This window comes from Streptomyces sp. NPDC050535 (assembly GCF_044457665.1).
GTDB lineage: Bacteria > Actinomycetota > Actinomycetes > Streptomycetales > Streptomycetaceae > Streptomyces.
The window spans coordinates 156,056-171,518 of the sequence record NZ_JBITHE010000002.1; the positions used below are offsets into that span (position 1 = coordinate 156,056).

Genomic DNA, 15,463 nt, shown 5'->3' on the forward strand with positions numbered 1-15,463 from the left:
CTCCGGCTGACCGGCGACCGGATACATCGACCCCCGCCGCCCTTCCGGCGAGGCCGGCCACTCCAGCTTCGCCGCGGTGTTCGCCTCGGGCAGCGGGGTGTGCACGACGACGGTGAGATCGGGCCGCGCGGGCACCTTCATCGTGGTGGACTCGACGGCGAGCAGCCCGACCACCGGATGGTCGAGCTCCTTGCGGATCTGCCCCGCGTCCTGGATGTCCACCGACCTGCTGTCCGGCGTCCACACGGTGGTGGCCCTGGGCTCCGCCATCGTGCTCGCGGCGGGGGTGCTGGTGGCGACGGGGCTGCGCGGGACGCGGGCCTCAGGGGCGGTCGAGGCGGAGGCGGTCGGCCTTCGGTAGGCCGGCGACGACCAGGTCGTACGAGTCCTCGACAAGCTCCCGGACCAGCCGGTCCGGGAGCTCGCCGTCCACCGTCACGGTGTTCCAGTGCCGCTTGTTCATGTGGTAGCCCGGGATGACCAGACCGGGATACTCCCCGCGCAGCCGCACCGCGTCGTCCGGGTCGCACTTCAGGTTGACCGTCAGGGGCCGCGCGCCCAGGTTCGTCAGCGCGAACAGCTTCCCCAGCACCTTGAAGACCGAGGTCTCCGGGTTGAACGGGAAGTCCTCGACGGTCGCGTTGAAGGACAGGCAGAGGGCGCGCAGCTCCTTCGGGGTCACTCCGGCTTCTCCTCCTCGGCGGGCTCCGCCGGGTCCACCGGCTCGACGAGCACCGTGACGATCTTGTTCCGGCGGCCGGCCGCGGCCTCCGCCGTCAGCCGCAGCTCCCGTCCGTCGGGCAGCTCGACCACCGACGACGCACCGGCGATCGGTACCCGCCCGAGCGCCTTCGCGAGCAGTCCGCCGACCGTCTCCACGTCCTCGTCGTCGTAGGCCTCGAAGCCGTACAGCTCGCCGAGGTCGCCGATGTCGAGCCGGGCGGTGACGCGGTAGCGGTCGTCGCCGAGCTTCTGGACCGGCGGCAGCTCACGGTCGTACTCGTCCGTGATCTCGCCGACGATCTCCTCGAGGATGTCCTCGATGGTGACGATGCCGGCCGTGCCGCCGTACTCGTCGATGACGACGGCGACGTGGTTGCGCTCCTGCTGCATCTCGCGCAGCAGGTCGCCGGCGTTCTTCGTGTCGGGTACGAAGGTGGCCGGCCGCATGGCCGTGGACACCAGCTCGCTCTCGGCCTCACGGCTGATGTGCGTCTTGCGGACGAGGTCCTTCAGGTACACGATCCCGACGATGTCGTCCTCGCTCTCCCCGGTGACGGGAATGCGCGAGAAACCGGAGCGCAGCGCCAGGGTGAGCGCCTGCCGGATGGTCTTGTACCGCTCGATGACGACCAGGTCCGTCCGCGGCACCATCACTTCCCGCACGAGGGTGTCGCCGAGCTCGAAGACGGAGTGCACCATGCGGCGCTCCTCGTCCTCGATGAGGGACTCCTTCTCGGCGAGGTCGACCAGTGCGCGCAGCTCGGCCTCGGAGGCGAACGGGCCGCGCCGGAAGCCCTTGCCGGGCGTGAGCGCGTTGCCGATGAGGATGAGGAGCGGCGGGATCGGGCCCATGATCCGCGCGAGCGGAAGCAGCACGTACGCCGCCGCCGTCGCCGTGTTCATCGGGTGCTGGCGGCCGATGGTGCGGGGCGACACGCCGACCGCGACGTAGGAGACGAGGACCATCACGCCGATGGCGACAGCGAGGGCCTCCCAGGTCTCCGCGAACTGCTGGAGGCAGGCGTAGGTGACGAGCGCGGCGGCGGCCATCTCGCAGGCGACGCGCACCAGCAGCGCCACGTTCAGATAGCGGGTGGGGTCGGCGGCGACCCGGGCGAGCTTCGCGCTGCCGCGCCGCCCGGACCGTACGGCCTCTTCCGCGCGGAAGCTGGAGACGCGCGCGAGACCGGCCTCCGCGCAGGCGGCGAGCCAGGCGACGACGACCAGCAGGACGGCGCCCGCGACGAGTTGAGGGCTCATGAGACGGTCGGGGCCGGCGAGGGACCCGTCATGCCCTTGTCCGCGCGCCAGCCGTCCACGATGGCAGCCTGAAGACCGAACATCTCGGCCTTCTCGTCGGCCTCCTCGTGGTCGTAGCCGAGCAGGTGCAGCACTCCGTGGACGGTCAGGAGCTGGAGCTCCTCGTCCATGGAGTGCTGCGTCTCGGCTTCCTTGCCCTGCCGCTCGGCGACCTCCGGGCAGAGCACGATGTCACCGAGCAGACCCTGCGGCGGCTCGTCGTCGTCCTTGGACGGGGGCCGCAGCTCGTCCATGGGGAACGACATGACATCCGTCGGACCCGGCAGGTCCATCCACTGGATGTGCAGCTGCTCCATGGCGTCGGCGTCCACGGCGATCACCGAGAGCTCGGAGAGCGGGTGGATGCGCATCCGCGCGAGTGCGTAGCGGGCGATGTCGAGGATCGCCTGCTCGTCGACCTCGGTTCCGGACTCGTTGTTGACGTCGATCGACATGGCGCTGTGGTTTCTACTTCCCTCTGTGAGCGCGGCCCTTGTGCGTGCCGTTCTCTGTGCCGTTCTCGCTGTCGTACTTCTCGTACGCGTCGACGATACGGCCGACCAGCTTGTGCCGTACGACGTCGCTCGACGTGAGCCGCGAGAAGTGCACGTCCGGGACACCCTCCAGGATGTCCTGGACCTGCCGCAGCCCCGACGTCGTCCCACTGGGCAGGTCGACCTGCGTCACGTCACCCGTGATCACGATCTTCGATTCGAAGCCGAGCCTGGTCAGGAACATCTTCATCTGCTCGGCGCTGGTGTTCTGGGCCTCGTCCAGGATGATGAAGGCATCATTGAGGGTTCTGCCGCGCATGTAGGCCAGCGGCGCCACCTCGATCGTCCCCGAAGCCATCAGCCGAGGAATCGAGTCCGGGTCGAGCATGTCGTGCAGCGCGTCGTACAGGGGCCGCAGATACGGGTCGATCTTGTCGTAGAGCGTGCCCGGGAGGAAGCCCAGCCGCTCGCCCGCCTCCACCGCCGGGCGGGTGAGGATGATCCGGCTGACCTGCTTGGCCTGGAGTGCCTGGACGGCCTTCGCCATGGCGAGGTACGTCTTGCCCGTACCGGCGGGGCCGATGCCGAAGACGATGGTGTGCTTGTCGATGGCGTCGACGTACCGCTTCTGGTTGAGCGTCTTGGGGCGGATGGTGCGGCCCCGCGAGGACAGGATGTTCTGCGTGAGGACCTCGGCCGGGGTCTCCTGGCCGTCACCCTCCCCGTTCTCGCTCGCTCTGAGCATCGCGATCGAGCGTTCCACGGCGTCCTCCGTCATCGGCTGCCCGGTGCGGAGCACGAGCATCATCTCGTCGAACAGGCGCTGGACGAGGGCGACTTCACCGGCGTCACCGACCGCGCTGATCTCATTGCCCCGGACATGGATGTCGGCCGCCGGGAAGGCCCTCTCGATCACGCGCAGGAGGACGTCGCCCGATCCCAGCACCGTGACCATGGGGTGGCTCGCGGGGACCGTGAAGTGCGCTCGTGCCTGCCCCTGCGCGGGGGTCTGTGCTGTGGGTGTCTGAGTCATGGGCCGGCTCTGAGGCCTGCTTTTCCTCCTCGATCGGCACGCTTGCCACACGGGCAGCCTTGCGATTCCAAGAGTACGACCCCGCACTGACAAGTCCGTAGGGCTTTTCACCATGCGGTGCCGTGTGTGCCGTGTGTGCCGTGCGCTGCCGGCGTCAGCGCCAGCGCGGGGCTCCCGCTCCCCCGGGCGTCGCCGCCTCGATCTTCGCCCGGATCTCGCGCATGACCGCGACGATCCGGTCCTCGTGTGCCGGGGTGAGCCGCACGACGGGGACCGAGCAGCTGACGGCGTCCTGGGCGGGCACGTCGTACCGCAGGGCGAAGCCGAAACCGACGATGCCGAGGACGCCCTCCTCCCGGTCGACGGAGTAGCCGCGGGCCCGGGTCCCGGCCAGGTCGGCGGCGAGGGCGTCACGGCGGGTGTGGGTGTGGGGGGTGGCGGGCGGGTACGGCCCCTCGGGCAGCTCGTCGTCGGGACGTTCGGCCAGCAGCGCCTTGCCCAGGGCGCCCACGTGAGCGGGCAGCCTGCGGCCCACCCGGCTGATCGTGCGCAGGTACTCGTGCGATTCGCGGGTGGCGAGGTAGGCCACGTCCGTGCCGTCCAGCCGCCCCAGGTGGATCGTCTCGCCGAGCGCCTGCGAGGCCTCGTCGAGGTAGGGCCGGGCCGCGCGCACCCGCGGGTCGGAGTCCAGGTAGCTGGTCCCCGTCAGCAGGGCGTGGATCCCGATCCCGTACAGCGAACCCGTGACGTCCGTGCGCACCCAGCCCCGGCCGACCAGGGTCTGGAGCAGCGCGTACATCGAGCTGCGGGGCACCCCGAGCGCGTCCGCGAGCTCCTGGAGACGCGCCGGGCGGTCGCCCCGCTCGGCGAGCAGCTCCAGCAGCTCGACCGTGCGCGCGGCGGACTTCACCTCGCGCACTCCGCGCTCGTCAGTGGGTTCCGGCATGTGCAGATCGTAGGCGCGACAGCCGACGCCATTGACGACTGCCGTTCGCGTACCTAATCTCCATCTTCATACGTAGACACTATCCATATGTGGAGACGAAGGCAGACATGACGGCGGAGACGACGGCGGGGACGACCGCGGACAAGCACGGAGAGGCCGTCGTGGAGCGGCTGCGGGACGGGATGGCACGCGGCGTGCTCTCCTTCCCGCTCACCAGCTTCCACCGCGACGGCTCCCTCGACCTCGACGGCTTCCGTGCGCATGTGGCGGCCCAGATCGCCACCGGCCCCGGCGCCGTCTTCCCGGCCTGCGGCACCGGCGAGTTCTTCTCGCTCGACGAGGACGAGTACCGGCGGGTCGTCACCGCGACGGTCGAGGTGGCGGCCGGGCGCCTGCCCGTCGTCGCCGGGATCGGGTACGGCTGGGCACAGGCCGCCCGCTTCGCCCGCATCGCCGAGGAGGCCGGAGCCGACGCGCTGCTCGTGCTGCCGCACTATCTCGTCGCGGGCCCGCAGGAAGGGCTCGTCGCGCAGGTGGAGCAGATCGCCGTACGCACCCGGCTGCCGCTCATCGTCTACCAGCGCGGCCAGGTCACCTTCAGCACCCGTTCGCTGGAGCGCCTCACCCGCATCCCCGGCGTCATCGGCCTCAAGGACGGCCACAGCGACCTCGACCGGTTGCAGCGGTTCACCCTCGCCGCACCCGAGGGGTTCCTGTTCTTCAACGGGGCGGCCACGGCGGAGATCCAGGCCCGCGCGTACGCCGCTGTCGGCGTCCCCGCGTACTCCTCGGCCGTGCACGCGTTCGCGCCCGAGATCGCCGACGCGTTCTTCGCGGCCCACCGGGATCACGACGACGCCGCCATGGACCGGCTGCTGCGCGACTTCTACATCCCCTTCGTCGAACTCCGCGACCGCCGGACCGGCTACGCCGTCTCGCTCGTGAAGGCCGCCGCCCGGCTGCGCGGCCGCCCCGTAGGCCCCGTCCGTGCCCCGCTGACCGACCCGTCACCCACGGACCTGGCCGACCTGGAAACCCTGCTCACCGCCGGACTGGCCCTCGTCCCCGCCCCAGTTGCCTCCGTAGGAGCCGCCCTGTGACCCGCGATCTGACCATCACCGACGTCCGGCTGACCCCGATCCTGGTGGCCGACCCGCCGCTCCTCAACACGCAGGGCGTGCACCAGCCGTACACCCCCCGGCTGATCGTGGAGGTCGTCACGGCGGACGGCGTGACGGGCGTCGGCGAGACCTACGGCGACGGCAAGTACCTGGAACTCGCGCGACCGTTCGCCGACAGACTCGTGGGGCGGCAGGTCACCGACCTCAACGGGCTGTTCACCGTCGCCGACGAGGTGGCCGTCGACCAGGGCCGGGTCGCCACCCGGATCGATGTCGGCGGGCTGCGCGGCGTCCAGACCGCCGACAAGCTGCGGCTGTCCGTGGTCTCCGGCTTCGAGGTGGCCTGTCTGGACGCGCTCGGCAAGGCACTCGGGCTGCCGGTGCACGCGCTGCTCGGCGGCAAGGTGCGGGACATGGTGGAGTACAGCGCGTACCTCTTCTACAAGTGGGCCGAGCACCCCGAGGAGGTACAGAGCGAGAAGGACGACTGGGGTGCGGCGCTGGACCCGGCCGGAGTCGTCGAGCAGGCGCGGAAGTTCACCGAGCGGTACGGGTTCACCTCGTTCAAGCTCAAGGGCGGCGTCTTCCCGCCCGCCGAGGAGATCGCCGCCGTACGGGCGCTCGCCGAGGCCTTTCCCGGGCACCCGCTCCGTCTCGACCCCAACGGTGCCTGGTCCGTGGAGACCTCGCTGAAGGTCGCCGGGGAACTGGGTGACGTACTCGAGTATCTGGAGGACCCGGCGCTCGGCACCCCCGCCATGGCGGAGATCGCGGCGCGCACCTCCGTCCCGCTCGCCACCAACATGTGCGTGACGACCTTCGCGGAGATCCAGGAGGCCTTCACCAAGGGTGCCGTGCAGGTCGTCCTGTCCGACCACCACTACTGGGGCGGGCTGCGCAACACGCGTGAACTGGCCGCCGTCTGCCGCACGTTCGGCGTCGGCGTGTCCATGCACTCCAACACCCACCTGGGGATCTCGCTCGCCGCGATGACCCACGTCGCCTCGACGGTCCCGAACCTCCACCACGCCTGCGACTCGCACTACCCCTGGCAGTCCGAGGACGTACTGACCCAGCGCCTCACCTTCGAGAACGGTTCGCTCGAGGTCTCCGACGCACCCGGCCTCGGCGTCGAGCTCGACCACGACAAGCTGCGGTTCCTGCACCAGCGCTGGCTCGATGACGACGGCACGCTGCACGACCGCGACGACGAGGCCGCGATGCGGATCGCCGACCCGGAGTGGGTGACGCCGGCCGTCCCCCGCTGGTGACCCGGCGTGCTCATCCGAGGCTGACGGGACAGCCGGTGCGGGCGTGCTCTCCGCCACCGGGCACACAGCGTGGTGCAGACTGGCGTGAATCCGCACCACGTCAGGGAGCACAACGTGACCGCATCCCACGGAGAGCGACCGTACTGCCACGCGCACGTCGACCCGCTCGCCGGGCTGCGCGCGCCCCAGGATCCGCCCTGGGACGTCTATCTCACGGGCACCGTGTTCCTCGACATCATCTTCACCGGGCTCGCCTCCGCACCGGTGCGCGGGACCGAGTCCTGGGCGCGCGGGATGGGGTCGAGCCCCGGCGGCGTGGCGAACATGGCGACGGCACTGGCGCGGCTGGGTCTGAAGACCTCGCTGGCGGCGGCCTTCGGGGACGACCACTACGGGGAGTACTGCTGGGACGCCCTGGAGCAGGGTGAGCACATCGACCTCTCCCCCTCCCGCACGGTGCCCGGCTGGCACTCGCCGGTCACCGTGTCGATGGCGTACGAGGGTGAGCGCACGATGGTCTCCCACGGTCACGAGCCGCCGCCGGAGGAACCCGCCCCCGACTGTCCTCCGGTCGCGCGGGCCGCCGTCGCCGCCCTCACGCCCGGCAAACCCGCGCCCTGGATCGCGCAGGCCGCGAGCAAGGGCGCCCGGATCTTCGCGGACGTCGGGTGGGACGACACGGGTGCGTGGGATCTGGCGGGGCTGTCCGATCTCGCGTACTGCGAGGCGTTCCTGCCCAACGCCGAGGAGGCGATGCGCTACACCGGCGCGTCCTGTCCTCGCGCGGCGGCCCACGCGCTCACCGAGCACGTGCCGCTTGCCGTGGTCACCCTCGGGGCGGAGGGGGCGTATGCCGTGGACGGGCGCACCGGGCAGAGTGCCGAGGTGCCCGCCATCGCCGTCGAAGCGCTGGATCCCACCGGTGCGGGGGACGTCTTCGTCGCCGGTTTCGTGATGGCCACCCTCGCCGACTGGCCCCTCGCCGACCGCCTCGCCTTCGCCGGCCTCACCGCCGCGCTGTCCGTCCAGGAGTTCGGGGGTTCCCTCTCCGCGCCCGGCTGGTCCGAGATCGCCGCGTGGTGGCGCCGCGTGCAGTCCGTCCCCGCCCAGGACCCCACCGCCCTCCAGCGGTACGCCTTCCTCGAACCCCTCCTCCCAGAAGCGTCCCGCCCCTGGCCCCTACGCCGAGCAGTCCCCACCATCGGCTTCGGCCGCACCACCTAACCCACCCGGCCTTTCCTCGCCCCCTCCGCCCCTACCCATCCCTTGTCCCCGGGGGCTCCGCCCTCAGCCCCCCGAACGCCCGAAGGGCTCGTCCTCAAACGCCGGACGGGCTGAAGATTCCCGGCCCGGGCGTCGAAACGCGCCGCGTCCCCTCCACTAAATGGCGGGACGCCGAACGGCCCGGTTGCTGCCCACCGGCGGGAGGGGCCGGGGGCCGGTACATCACATGCCCGTCGCGTACGCCCGCGTCACCGGACCCGTCCCCACTCGACCGGCGTCTGATCCGGCGGCGACGGGCGGATGTACCGGCCCCCGGCCCCGACCCACCCACCGGCGTCAGCCAACCAGCCAGCTACGGAAACTCGTACGCCTCGACCTCGGCGATATACCGAGCCCGCCGCTCCTCGTCATGCTCCAGGAACGACGCCTCGAACGAGTTCCGGGCCAGTTCCCGCAGCCGCTCGTGATCAACCCCCAACGCCTTGCGCACAGCGTGGAAGGTGTCCCCGACGTACCCCCCGAAATAGGCGGGATCATCGGAGTTCACCGTGCACAGCAGCCCGGCGTCCATCATCGCGACCAGCGGATGCTCCTCCAGCACATCCACCGCCCGCAGCCGCACGTTCGACAGCGGACACAACGTCAACGGCACCCGCTCCCGCACCAGCCGCTCGACCAGCGCGTCGTCCTCCATACACCGCAACCCGTGATCGATCCGCTCGACACCGAGCACGTCCAGCGCCTCGGTGATGTACGACGGCGGCCCCTCCTCCCCCGCATGCGCGACCCGCCGCAGCCCGAGCGCGGCAGCGGCCTCGTACACCTCCCGGAACTTGGCCGGCGGATGACCGACCTCGGCGGAGTCGAGACCGACCCCGACGATCCGGTCGAGGTACGGCTCCGCGGCGGCGAGCGTCGCCATCGCCGACTCGGCGGACTCGTCCCGCAGAAAGCACATGATCAACTGCGTGGACACCCCATGCGTCCCCTCGCTGCGCGCGAGTGCACGGGACAGCCCCTCCACGACGGTCGGCATCCCGACCCCCCGCGCCATGTGCGCCTGCGGATCGAAGAAGATCTCCGCATGCCGCACCCCCTGCGCCGCGGCCCGCGCGAGGTAGGCGTCCGCGAGGTCCTCGAAGTCCCGCTCGGTACGGAGTACCGCCATGAGCTCGTAGTACAGGTTCAGGAACGTCTGGAGATCGTCGAAGAGATACGCCTCGCGCAGCTCTTCGGTGGACGCGTACGGCAGGCGCACATCGTTGCGCGCGGCCAGCGCAAAGGCCAGTTCGGGTTCGAGGGTGCCTTCGATATGAAGGTGCAGTTCCGCTTTGGGGAGGGACATCAAATCATCTTAAAGCCGATTCCCCACCACTTCGAAACGAGCACCAACGAACACCTACGAGCACCCTCACCACCGCTTGGGCACCGGCACCCGAACCAGATCGTGCGCCACAGTCAGCTCCCCCTCGAACCCGGCGGCCCGAGCCTGCGCTTCAAAGCCGTCCGGCTCGGAGTACCGCTGACTGAAGTGCGTGAGCACCAGATGCCGTACGCCCGCCCCCGCGGCGACAGCCCCCGCCTGCCCGGCGGTCAAATGCCCGTGGTCCTCGGCCAGTTGCCGGTCCTCGTCGAGGAACGTCGACTCGATGACGAGCATGTCGCACCCGTCGGCGAGCGCGTACACCCCGTCGCACAGCCGGGTGTCCATGACGAACGCGAACCGCTGCCCCCGCCGGACCTCGCTCACGTCGTCGAGGGTCACCCCGGAAAGGGTGCCCTCCCGCAGCAAGCGCCCGACATCGGGTCCGGTGACACCCCGCTCGGCGAGGAGCCCGGGCAGCATCCGCCGCCCGTCGGGCTCGACGAGCCGGTAGCCGTACGCCTCGACGGGGTGGGAGAGCAGCCGGGCCTCCAGCGTGTACGAGTCGCTGACGGCGAGCACGCCGTCGGAGTCGACCGGCGCCTCCGTCAGCGCGACGCTCTCGCGGTAGGCCGTCGCGTACCGCAGCCGGTCGAAGAACCGCTGCCCGGAGCGGGGATAGTGCGCGGTCACCTCGTGCGGCACCCGGTCGAGGTTGATGCGCTGGATGACCCCGGCGAGCCCGAGCGAGTGGTCGCCGTGGAAGTGGGTGACGCAGATCCGGTTCAGGTCGTGTGCGGCGACCCCGGCCCGCAGCATCTGCCGCTGGGTGCCCTCCCCGGGGTCGAACAGCAACCCCTGCCCGTCCCAGCGCAGCAGGTAGCCGTTGTGGTTGCGATGACGGGTGGGGACCTGGCTGGCGGTGCCGAGGACCACCAGTTCACGTACGGACAAGACCGGTTATCCCGGCGGCCACTGCATACCGCGGCCGCCCATCACATGGGCGTGCGCGTGGAAGACGGTCTGCCCGGCGCCGCTGCCCGTGTTGAACACGATGCGGTAGCTCTCGAGCTTCTCCTCGCCCGCGACCTGGCCGGCCTCGCGCAGGACGTCCGCGGCGATGCCGGGCTCGGCGGCCGCGAGCGACGCCGCGTCCGGGTGGTGCGCCTTGGGGATGACCAGGACGTGGGTGGGCGCCTGGGGGTTGATGTCGCGGAACGCGACGGTGGTCTCGGTCTCCCGGACCAGGTCCGCCGGGATCTGCCCCGCCACGATCTTGCAGAACAGGCAGTCGTCCTGCGGCTCTCCCGCCATGCGTGTGCCTCCTAGATTGAGTACATCGTAACGGCGCCACCCCGACCGAAGCCGAACCCGGAACCGAGCCCGAACCCGAACCCGAAGCCGAACCCGAAGCAAGCCCGGAGCCAAGCCCAAGCCACGACCAAAGCCGATGGCGAAGCCAAGTCCGATGGCGAGGCCGAGACCGAGGCCGAGGCCGATGGCGAAGCCGAGGCCGAATCACAACGGCGGCAAAGCGGGCGCAGCCTTCGCCGGACTCTCCTCCAACGCCGCCAACGCGATCCGAATCGCCTCGTCCAACTGCCTGTCCCGCCCGGCGACGTGGTCCTGCGGCGCCTGGACGACCTCGACGTCCGGGTCGACGCCGTGGTTCTCCACGCCCCACTCGTAACCCTCCAGCCAGAACGCGTACTTGGGCTGGGTGACGAGCGTGCCGTCGACGAGCCGGTAGCGGCTGTCGATGCCGATGACGCCGCCCCAGGTCCGCGTGCCGACCACCGGACCGATGCCCAGCGCCTTGATCGCCGCGTTCACGATGTCGCCGTCGGAGCCGGAGAACTCGTTGGCGACGGCGACGACGGGACCGCGCGGCGCGTCCTCGGGGTAGCTGTAGGGCCGCATGCCGCGCGGCAGGTCCCAGCCGACGATCCGGCGCGCGAGCTTCTCGATGACCAGCTGGGAGGTGTGGCCGCCGCGGTTCTCGCGGACGTCCACGACAAGTCCCTCGCGGGCCACTTCGACACGCAGGTCGCGGTGGAGCTGCGCCCACCCGGAGCCGACCATGTCGGGCACGTGCAGGTAGCCGAGCCGTCCGCCGGACCGCTGGTGGACGTAGGCCCGCCGGTCGGCGACCCACGCGTGGTAGCGCAGCGGCTCCTCGTCGGCCACCGGCACCACGACGGCGTGCCGCGGATCGCCGCCGCCGGACGGGGAGACGGTCAGCTCGACGGGCTTGCCGGCCGTGCCGACGAGCAGCGGTCCGGGCCCGGCGACCGGGTCCACCGGCTGCCCCGAGACGGCGACGATCGCGTCCCCGGCGCGCACGGCGACGCCGGGCGCGGCGAGCGGCGCCCGCGCGTCGGGGTCGGAGGTCTCCGAGGGGAGGATCCGGTCGATGCGCCAACTGCCGTCCTCGTGACGGGAGATGTCGGCCCCGAGCAGTCCCTGCGCACGGTCGGCGCCGCTCCATCCGCCGCCGCGCGGGGTGACGTAGGCGTGCGAGGTGCCGAGTTCGCCCTGTACCTCCCAGAGGAGGTCGACGAGGTCGTCGTGGGTGGCGACGCGTTCGAGAAGCGGCCGGTAACGGGCGAGGACGCCGTCCCAGTCGATGCCGCCCAGGTCCGGGCGCCAGAAGTTGTCGCGCATGAGGCGGCCGGTCTCGTCGTACATCTGCCGCCACTCGGCGGTCGGGTCGACGTTCTGCCGTACGCGGGAGAGGTCGACGGTGATGTTCGTGTCGCTCTCGTCGTCGTTCGAGGCGCGCCGGTCGCTGGGTACGACCTTGAGTTTCCCGTCGGTCCACAGCAGGACGCGTTTGCCGTCGCCGCTGACGGCGAAGTGGTCGGCGTCGGCGGCGAGATGGTCGATGCGCTGCTGGACGAGGTCGTACCGCTCCAGCTCGGTCTTGGGGTCCGGGTCGTCGGGGGTGGCGCGGGAGGAGCCGAGCACGCCGCGGACCGGGTGCCGCAGCCACAGCAGTCCGTCCTTGGCGGCGCGCAGGCCGGTGTAGCGGGCGGCCTCGACGGGGAACGGGACGATCCGGTCGGCGAGTCCGTCGAGGTCGATGCGGGTGTTGGGCGCGCCCTCGCTGTCGGGCGTCCCGTCCTTGTCGGGCGCTTCGAAGGGGCGGCCGTGGCGCTGCGGTCCGAAGGGGGACGGGGTGGTCGCGGCGAGCGTGATGAGGTGCGGCCGGGAGCCGCCCACGAAGGCGAGGTCGAAGACGTGCTCGTCGTAGACCGGGTCGAAGGACCGGGCCGACAGGAACGCCAGGTGCTTGCCGTCGAGGGTGAACGCGGGTGCGTAGTCGCGGAACCGGAGCGGGGTGGCCTCGGTCACCGACAGGTCGGTGGTGTTGGCGACCTTGAGCTGGCGCAGCGGGCGCGGGCCGGGGTGCGACCAGGCGAGCCACGAGGAGTCGGGCGAGAAGGTGAGGCCGCTGACGTCGCCGTCCTCGCCGCGGTCGACCTCGCGCACCTCGCCGGTCTCCCGCTCGACGAGCAGGACACGGCCGTCGTGCGAGGCGACGGCGGCGCGGCTGCCGTCGGGCGACATGGCGAGGCCGAGCACCCGTCCGAGCTGTCCGGCGGCGAGCCGCCGGGGGGTCGCTCCGGGTGCGACGCCGGTCGCGGGGGCGAACTCGAGGGCGTCGTCGCCCTCGGCGTCGGTCACCCACACCACGTGCTCCTCGCCCTCCGCCCGGAAGGTGCGGGGCAGCCGGGCGCGTACTCCGGGCGTGGCGGCCAGCGCGCGGGCCGGTCCCGAGCGGTGGGTGACCCAGTGGACGGAGCCGCGCACGGAGATCGCGCTGCCGCGTCCGGTGTGGTCGGGTGCGGCGGCGCCGAACCAGCGGGAGGCGCTGACGGGGTGCGGCTGGAGGTCGGCGCGCTGTCCGCCGAGCCGCAGGTCGAGCCGGCGCGGCTCGGCGCCGTCGAGGTCGTCGAGGAGCCACAGTTCACCGGCGGACGCGTACACGACGCGGCTGCCGTCGGTCGCGGCGTGCCGCGCGTAGAACCCTCCCGCGGTGTCCGTGTGCGGTCGCAGGTCGGAGCCGTCGGGGAGTGAGGAGTAGAGGGCGCCGACTCCTTCGTGGTCGGACAGGAACGCGATTCGCTCCCCCACCCACAGGGGGTACTCCAGGTTCCCGTCCAGCTCCTCGTGCAGCCGTACGAACTCGCCGTCGCCCTCGCGGTCGATCCACAGCTTGCCCGCCGTACCGCCCCGGTAGCGCTTCCACCAGGCGGCCTCGCGCCCCATGGGAGCGGACAGCAGCAGCACCCCGGGGTCGCCGTGCACGACGTCGCCGACGGGCCCGTACGGCAGGGTGGTCGCCGGACCGCCGTCGAGCGGGACGGCCCGCGCCCAGGTGCGCCGCAGGCTCGCCTGCCCCTGTGTGCTGAGCGCGACGACCTGTCCGTCGGGGGTCCAGCCGCGCACCTGTGTCTTCGAACTACCCCAGTACGTCAGCCGTTTGGACGGTCCGCCGGCCAGCGAGGCGGCATGCACCTCGGGGGCGCCGTCACGGGTGGACGTCCAGGCGACGGTGGTGCCGTCCGGGGAGATGCGCGGATGGTTCACCGGTACGCTGTCGGCGCTGACCCGCCAGGCGCGGCCTGCTCCGTCCAGCGGGGCGACCCAGATGTCGTCCTCGGCGGTGAAGGCGACCAGATCGCCGTGCAGATGCGGAAACCGGAGATACCCGGAGGGTGCGGACTCTGTCACCCGATCACCTTAGGCAGCGATCAGGGCCCCGGACAGGGGTTTCGATCACTTGCCTCGCCGCACGGCACAGGTCACCGGCGTCCCGTGCTCCCCGGAGTCGCGGCCGGGGCCGCCGACGGCCCGTACTCCCTTACGGCGCGGGTCACTTGCCCTCGGGCCAGCAGGTGGGGTTTCCCTGGCACCAGACGGTCCTGGTGACGGTCACCGTGACGGCGGGGTCGGGCTGGTTGTTGACGGGCGGGGTGTATCCGGGTGTGTCGGGCGCGTCGCAGTTGCCGAGACCGGTCACGTGGAACCACTGCTTGCCGTCGATTCTGGCGGTCAGGTCTCCGCGTACGCACCGGCCGCTGACGGCCCGGGTGACCTTGCCCGTGACGGTGATGTCCTGCCCGTCGGAGGTCTCCCCCGTGCAGTCGACCTCGGCCACGGTGTCCTCGGTCGGTGAGGGCGTCCTGCCGGGCGTGTAGATCTCGTTGTCGCCGTCGTACGACGCCGTGCAGCTGAGCCAGGCCACGTCCGCGTTCCGCCGCTCCAGCTCCTTCGTCACGGTCTGGTCGGTCGTGTACGCCACGGTGGCGGAGTTCAGCCCGCCGGGCTCGCACGCGACGACGCCGCCCACAGCGAAGACCGCGAGACCGGCCGCCGCCACTGTGCGCCGCTGTGCGATCCGTCGTCCTGTCCGTCTCAATGCCCCCATGGACGGCAGGGTGCCACTGACGCGGGTGGCGCGGAAGACCGCATGCGGCCACTCCGGTATTCCCACCCGTCACACTCGAACACGCGCGCAGGGACCGCACATCCGGACGGTTCGTCGTGGATTGGCGGACGCTGTCTCCCGGCCTGGTCAGCCGCGCAGCAGGAGCCATTCCTGGAGTTCCACCAGGTTCCCCTCGGGGTCCTTGAGATGGGCGACGCGCATGCGTTCGGTCATCGGAGCCGGATCGTGCAGGAGGGTCGCGCCGCGTGCGGTGATCTGCTCGCAGTACGCGTCCAGGTCGTCCACCCGCAGCACCACCAGCGAGCGGTGCCCCGTCGCCGGTTCGCCCAGTTCACCCAGGATCCGCGCCATCATCGCGCGGTCCTGGAGAGCGATGCCCGCCGAGCCGGTGACAGGGCTGAACTTCTCGTACGGCCCCTCGGTCGCGCCCGACTGGGGCTTGAGGCCGAGGACCTCGGCGTAGAACCGGTAACAGGCCGCGAAGTCCGAGACGAGCAGCCGTACTTGGGCGAGTTCCAAGGGAACCTCCAGTGG

The 15,463-nt window shown here is 71.2% G+C and carries 15 protein-coding genes and 1 pseudogene; 4 read left to right on the top strand and 12 right to left on the bottom strand.

Going from position 1 to position 15,463, the window contains the following annotated elements; genetic code table 11:
- Positions 1-9 precede the first annotated feature (9 nt).
- Positions 10-219, bottom strand: a pseudogene (locus ACIBLC_RS05690) (XRE family transcriptional regulator); the annotation flags it as partial.
- On the opposite strand from ACIBLC_RS05690, the gene ACIBLC_RS05695 reads away from it, so the two are divergent.
- A complete protein-coding gene (locus tag ACIBLC_RS05695) occupies positions 215-361 on the top strand; it encodes a hypothetical protein (RefSeq protein ID WP_399209429.1) in 147 nt (48 codons plus the stop codon). The pseudogene ACIBLC_RS05690 and the gene ACIBLC_RS05695 overlap by 5 nt on opposite strands.
- Here ACIBLC_RS05695 and ACIBLC_RS05700 read toward each other — a convergent pair.
- From ACIBLC_RS05700 to ACIBLC_RS05720, 5 genes are all read right to left on the bottom strand, one after another.
- Positions 323-682, bottom strand: coding sequence for an MmcQ/YjbR family DNA-binding protein (locus ACIBLC_RS05700; protein WP_399209430.1), 360 nt, complete (start codon positions 680-682; stop codon positions 323-325). The genes ACIBLC_RS05695 and ACIBLC_RS05700 overlap by 39 nt on opposite strands.
- Positions 679-1,983 (bottom strand): hemolysin family protein, encoded by a 1,305-nt coding sequence (locus ACIBLC_RS05705; RefSeq protein WP_399209431.1) that lies wholly within the window; start codon positions 1,981-1,983, stop codon positions 679-681. Before ACIBLC_RS05705 ends, ACIBLC_RS05700 begins: the two co-directional genes overlap by 4 nt.
- A complete protein-coding gene (gene ybeY / locus ACIBLC_RS05710; RefSeq protein ID WP_399209432.1) occupies positions 1,980-2,477 on the bottom strand; it encodes an rRNA maturation RNase YbeY in 498 nt (165 codons plus the stop codon). The genes ACIBLC_RS05705 and ybeY overlap by 4 nt, the downstream gene beginning before the upstream one ends.
- Before the next feature lie 13 nt (positions 2,478-2,490).
- Positions 2,491-3,549: a PhoH family protein gene (locus tag ACIBLC_RS05715; RefSeq protein WP_399209433.1), complete on the bottom strand. Its 1,059-nt coding sequence runs from the start codon at positions 3,547-3,549 to the stop codon at positions 2,491-2,493.
- A 154-nt stretch (positions 3,550-3,703) separates the two neighbouring features.
- The gene (locus ACIBLC_RS05720; protein WP_399209434.1) at positions 3,704-4,495 is read right to left on the bottom strand and encodes an IclR family transcriptional regulator; all 792 of its coding nucleotides are present in this window, start codon (positions 4,493-4,495) and stop codon (positions 3,704-3,706) included.
- Between the two features lie 107 nt (positions 4,496-4,602).
- Here ACIBLC_RS05720 and ACIBLC_RS05725 point away from each other — a divergent pair, with 107 nt between their 5' ends.
- The 3 genes from ACIBLC_RS05725 to ACIBLC_RS05735 all read left to right on the top strand — a co-directional run bounded on the left by ACIBLC_RS05725 (position 4,603) and on the right by ACIBLC_RS05735 (position 8,111).
- Complete coding sequence (locus ACIBLC_RS05725) at positions 4,603-5,595, top strand: 5-dehydro-4-deoxyglucarate dehydratase (protein WP_399209884.1); 993 nt, start codon at positions 4,603-4,605, stop codon at positions 5,593-5,595.
- A complete protein-coding gene (locus ACIBLC_RS05730) occupies positions 5,592-6,887 on the top strand; it encodes a glucarate dehydratase family protein (protein ID WP_399209435.1) in 1,296 nt (431 codons plus the stop codon). The genes ACIBLC_RS05725 and ACIBLC_RS05730 overlap by 4 nt, the downstream gene beginning before the upstream one ends.
- Positions 6,888-7,001: 114 nt before the next feature.
- Positions 7,002-8,111, top strand: coding sequence for a carbohydrate kinase family protein (locus ACIBLC_RS05735; protein ID WP_399209436.1), 1,110 nt, complete (start codon positions 7,002-7,004; stop codon positions 8,109-8,111).
- A 352-nt stretch (positions 8,112-8,463) separates the two neighbouring features.
- On the opposite strand, the gene ACIBLC_RS05740 is transcribed toward ACIBLC_RS05735, so the two are convergent.
- The 6 genes from ACIBLC_RS05740 to ACIBLC_RS05765 form a co-directional block, all read right to left on the bottom strand.
- The gene (locus ACIBLC_RS05740) at positions 8,464-9,456 is read right to left on the bottom strand and encodes an adenosine deaminase (protein WP_399209437.1); all 993 of its coding nucleotides are present in this window, start codon (positions 9,454-9,456) and stop codon (positions 8,464-8,466) included.
- A 66-nt stretch (positions 9,457-9,522) separates the two neighbouring features.
- Entirely contained in the window at positions 9,523-10,428 is a 906-nt protein-coding gene (locus tag ACIBLC_RS05745; protein ID WP_399209438.1) for a ribonuclease Z, read from the bottom strand.
- A gap of 6 nt (positions 10,429-10,434) precedes the next feature.
- A complete protein-coding gene (locus ACIBLC_RS05750; RefSeq protein WP_399209439.1) occupies positions 10,435-10,788 on the bottom strand; it encodes a histidine triad nucleotide-binding protein in 354 nt (117 codons plus the stop codon).
- A gap of 204 nt (positions 10,789-10,992) precedes the next feature.
- The gene (locus ACIBLC_RS05755) at positions 10,993-14,211 is read right to left on the bottom strand and encodes a S41 family peptidase (protein WP_399209440.1); all 3,219 of its coding nucleotides are present in this window, start codon (positions 14,209-14,211) and stop codon (positions 10,993-10,995) included.
- Between the two features lie 142 nt (positions 14,212-14,353).
- Entirely contained in the window at positions 14,354-14,908 is a 555-nt protein-coding gene (locus ACIBLC_RS05760) for a hypothetical protein (RefSeq protein ID WP_399209441.1), read from the bottom strand.
- Between the two features lie 147 nt (positions 14,909-15,055).
- Positions 15,056-15,448, bottom strand: a complete 393-nt coding sequence (locus ACIBLC_RS05765; protein ID WP_399209442.1) for a VOC family protein — start codon at positions 15,446-15,448, stop codon at positions 15,056-15,058.
- Positions 15,449-15,463 lie beyond the last annotated feature (15 nt).

Excerpts from the sequence above, each read along its gene's own strand:
- ACIBLC_RS05740 (WP_399209437.1), bottom strand. The coding sequence starts at position 9,456 with ATGTCCCTCCCCAAAGCGGAACTGCACCTTCATATCGAAGGCACCCTC.
- ACIBLC_RS05720 (WP_399209434.1), bottom strand. The coding sequence starts at position 4,495 with ATGCCGGAACCCACTGACGAGCGCGGAGTGCGCGAGGTGAAGTCCGCC.
- ACIBLC_RS05715 (WP_399209433.1), bottom strand. The coding sequence starts at position 3,549 with ATGACTCAGACACCCACAGCACAGACCCCCGCGCAGGGGCAGGCACGA.
- ybeY (WP_399209432.1), bottom strand. The coding sequence starts at position 2,477 with ATGTCGATCGACGTCAACAACGAGTCCGGAACCGAGGTCGACGAGCAG.
- ACIBLC_RS05725 (WP_399209884.1), top strand. The coding sequence starts at position 4,603 with ATGACGGCGGAGACGACGGCGGGGACGACCGCGGACAAGCACGGAGAG.
- ACIBLC_RS05705 (WP_399209431.1), bottom strand. The coding sequence starts at position 1,983 with ATGAGCCCTCAACTCGTCGCGGGCGCCGTCCTGCTGGTCGTCGTCGCC.
- ACIBLC_RS05750 (WP_399209439.1), bottom strand. The coding sequence starts at position 10,788 with ATGGCGGGAGAGCCGCAGGACGACTGCCTGTTCTGCAAGATCGTGGCG.
- ACIBLC_RS05695 (WP_399209429.1), top strand. The coding sequence starts at position 215 with ATGTCCACCGACCTGCTGTCCGGCGTCCACACGGTGGTGGCCCTGGGC.
- ACIBLC_RS05760 (WP_399209441.1), bottom strand. The coding sequence starts at position 14,908 with ATGGGGGCATTGAGACGGACAGGACGACGGATCGCACAGCGGCGCACA.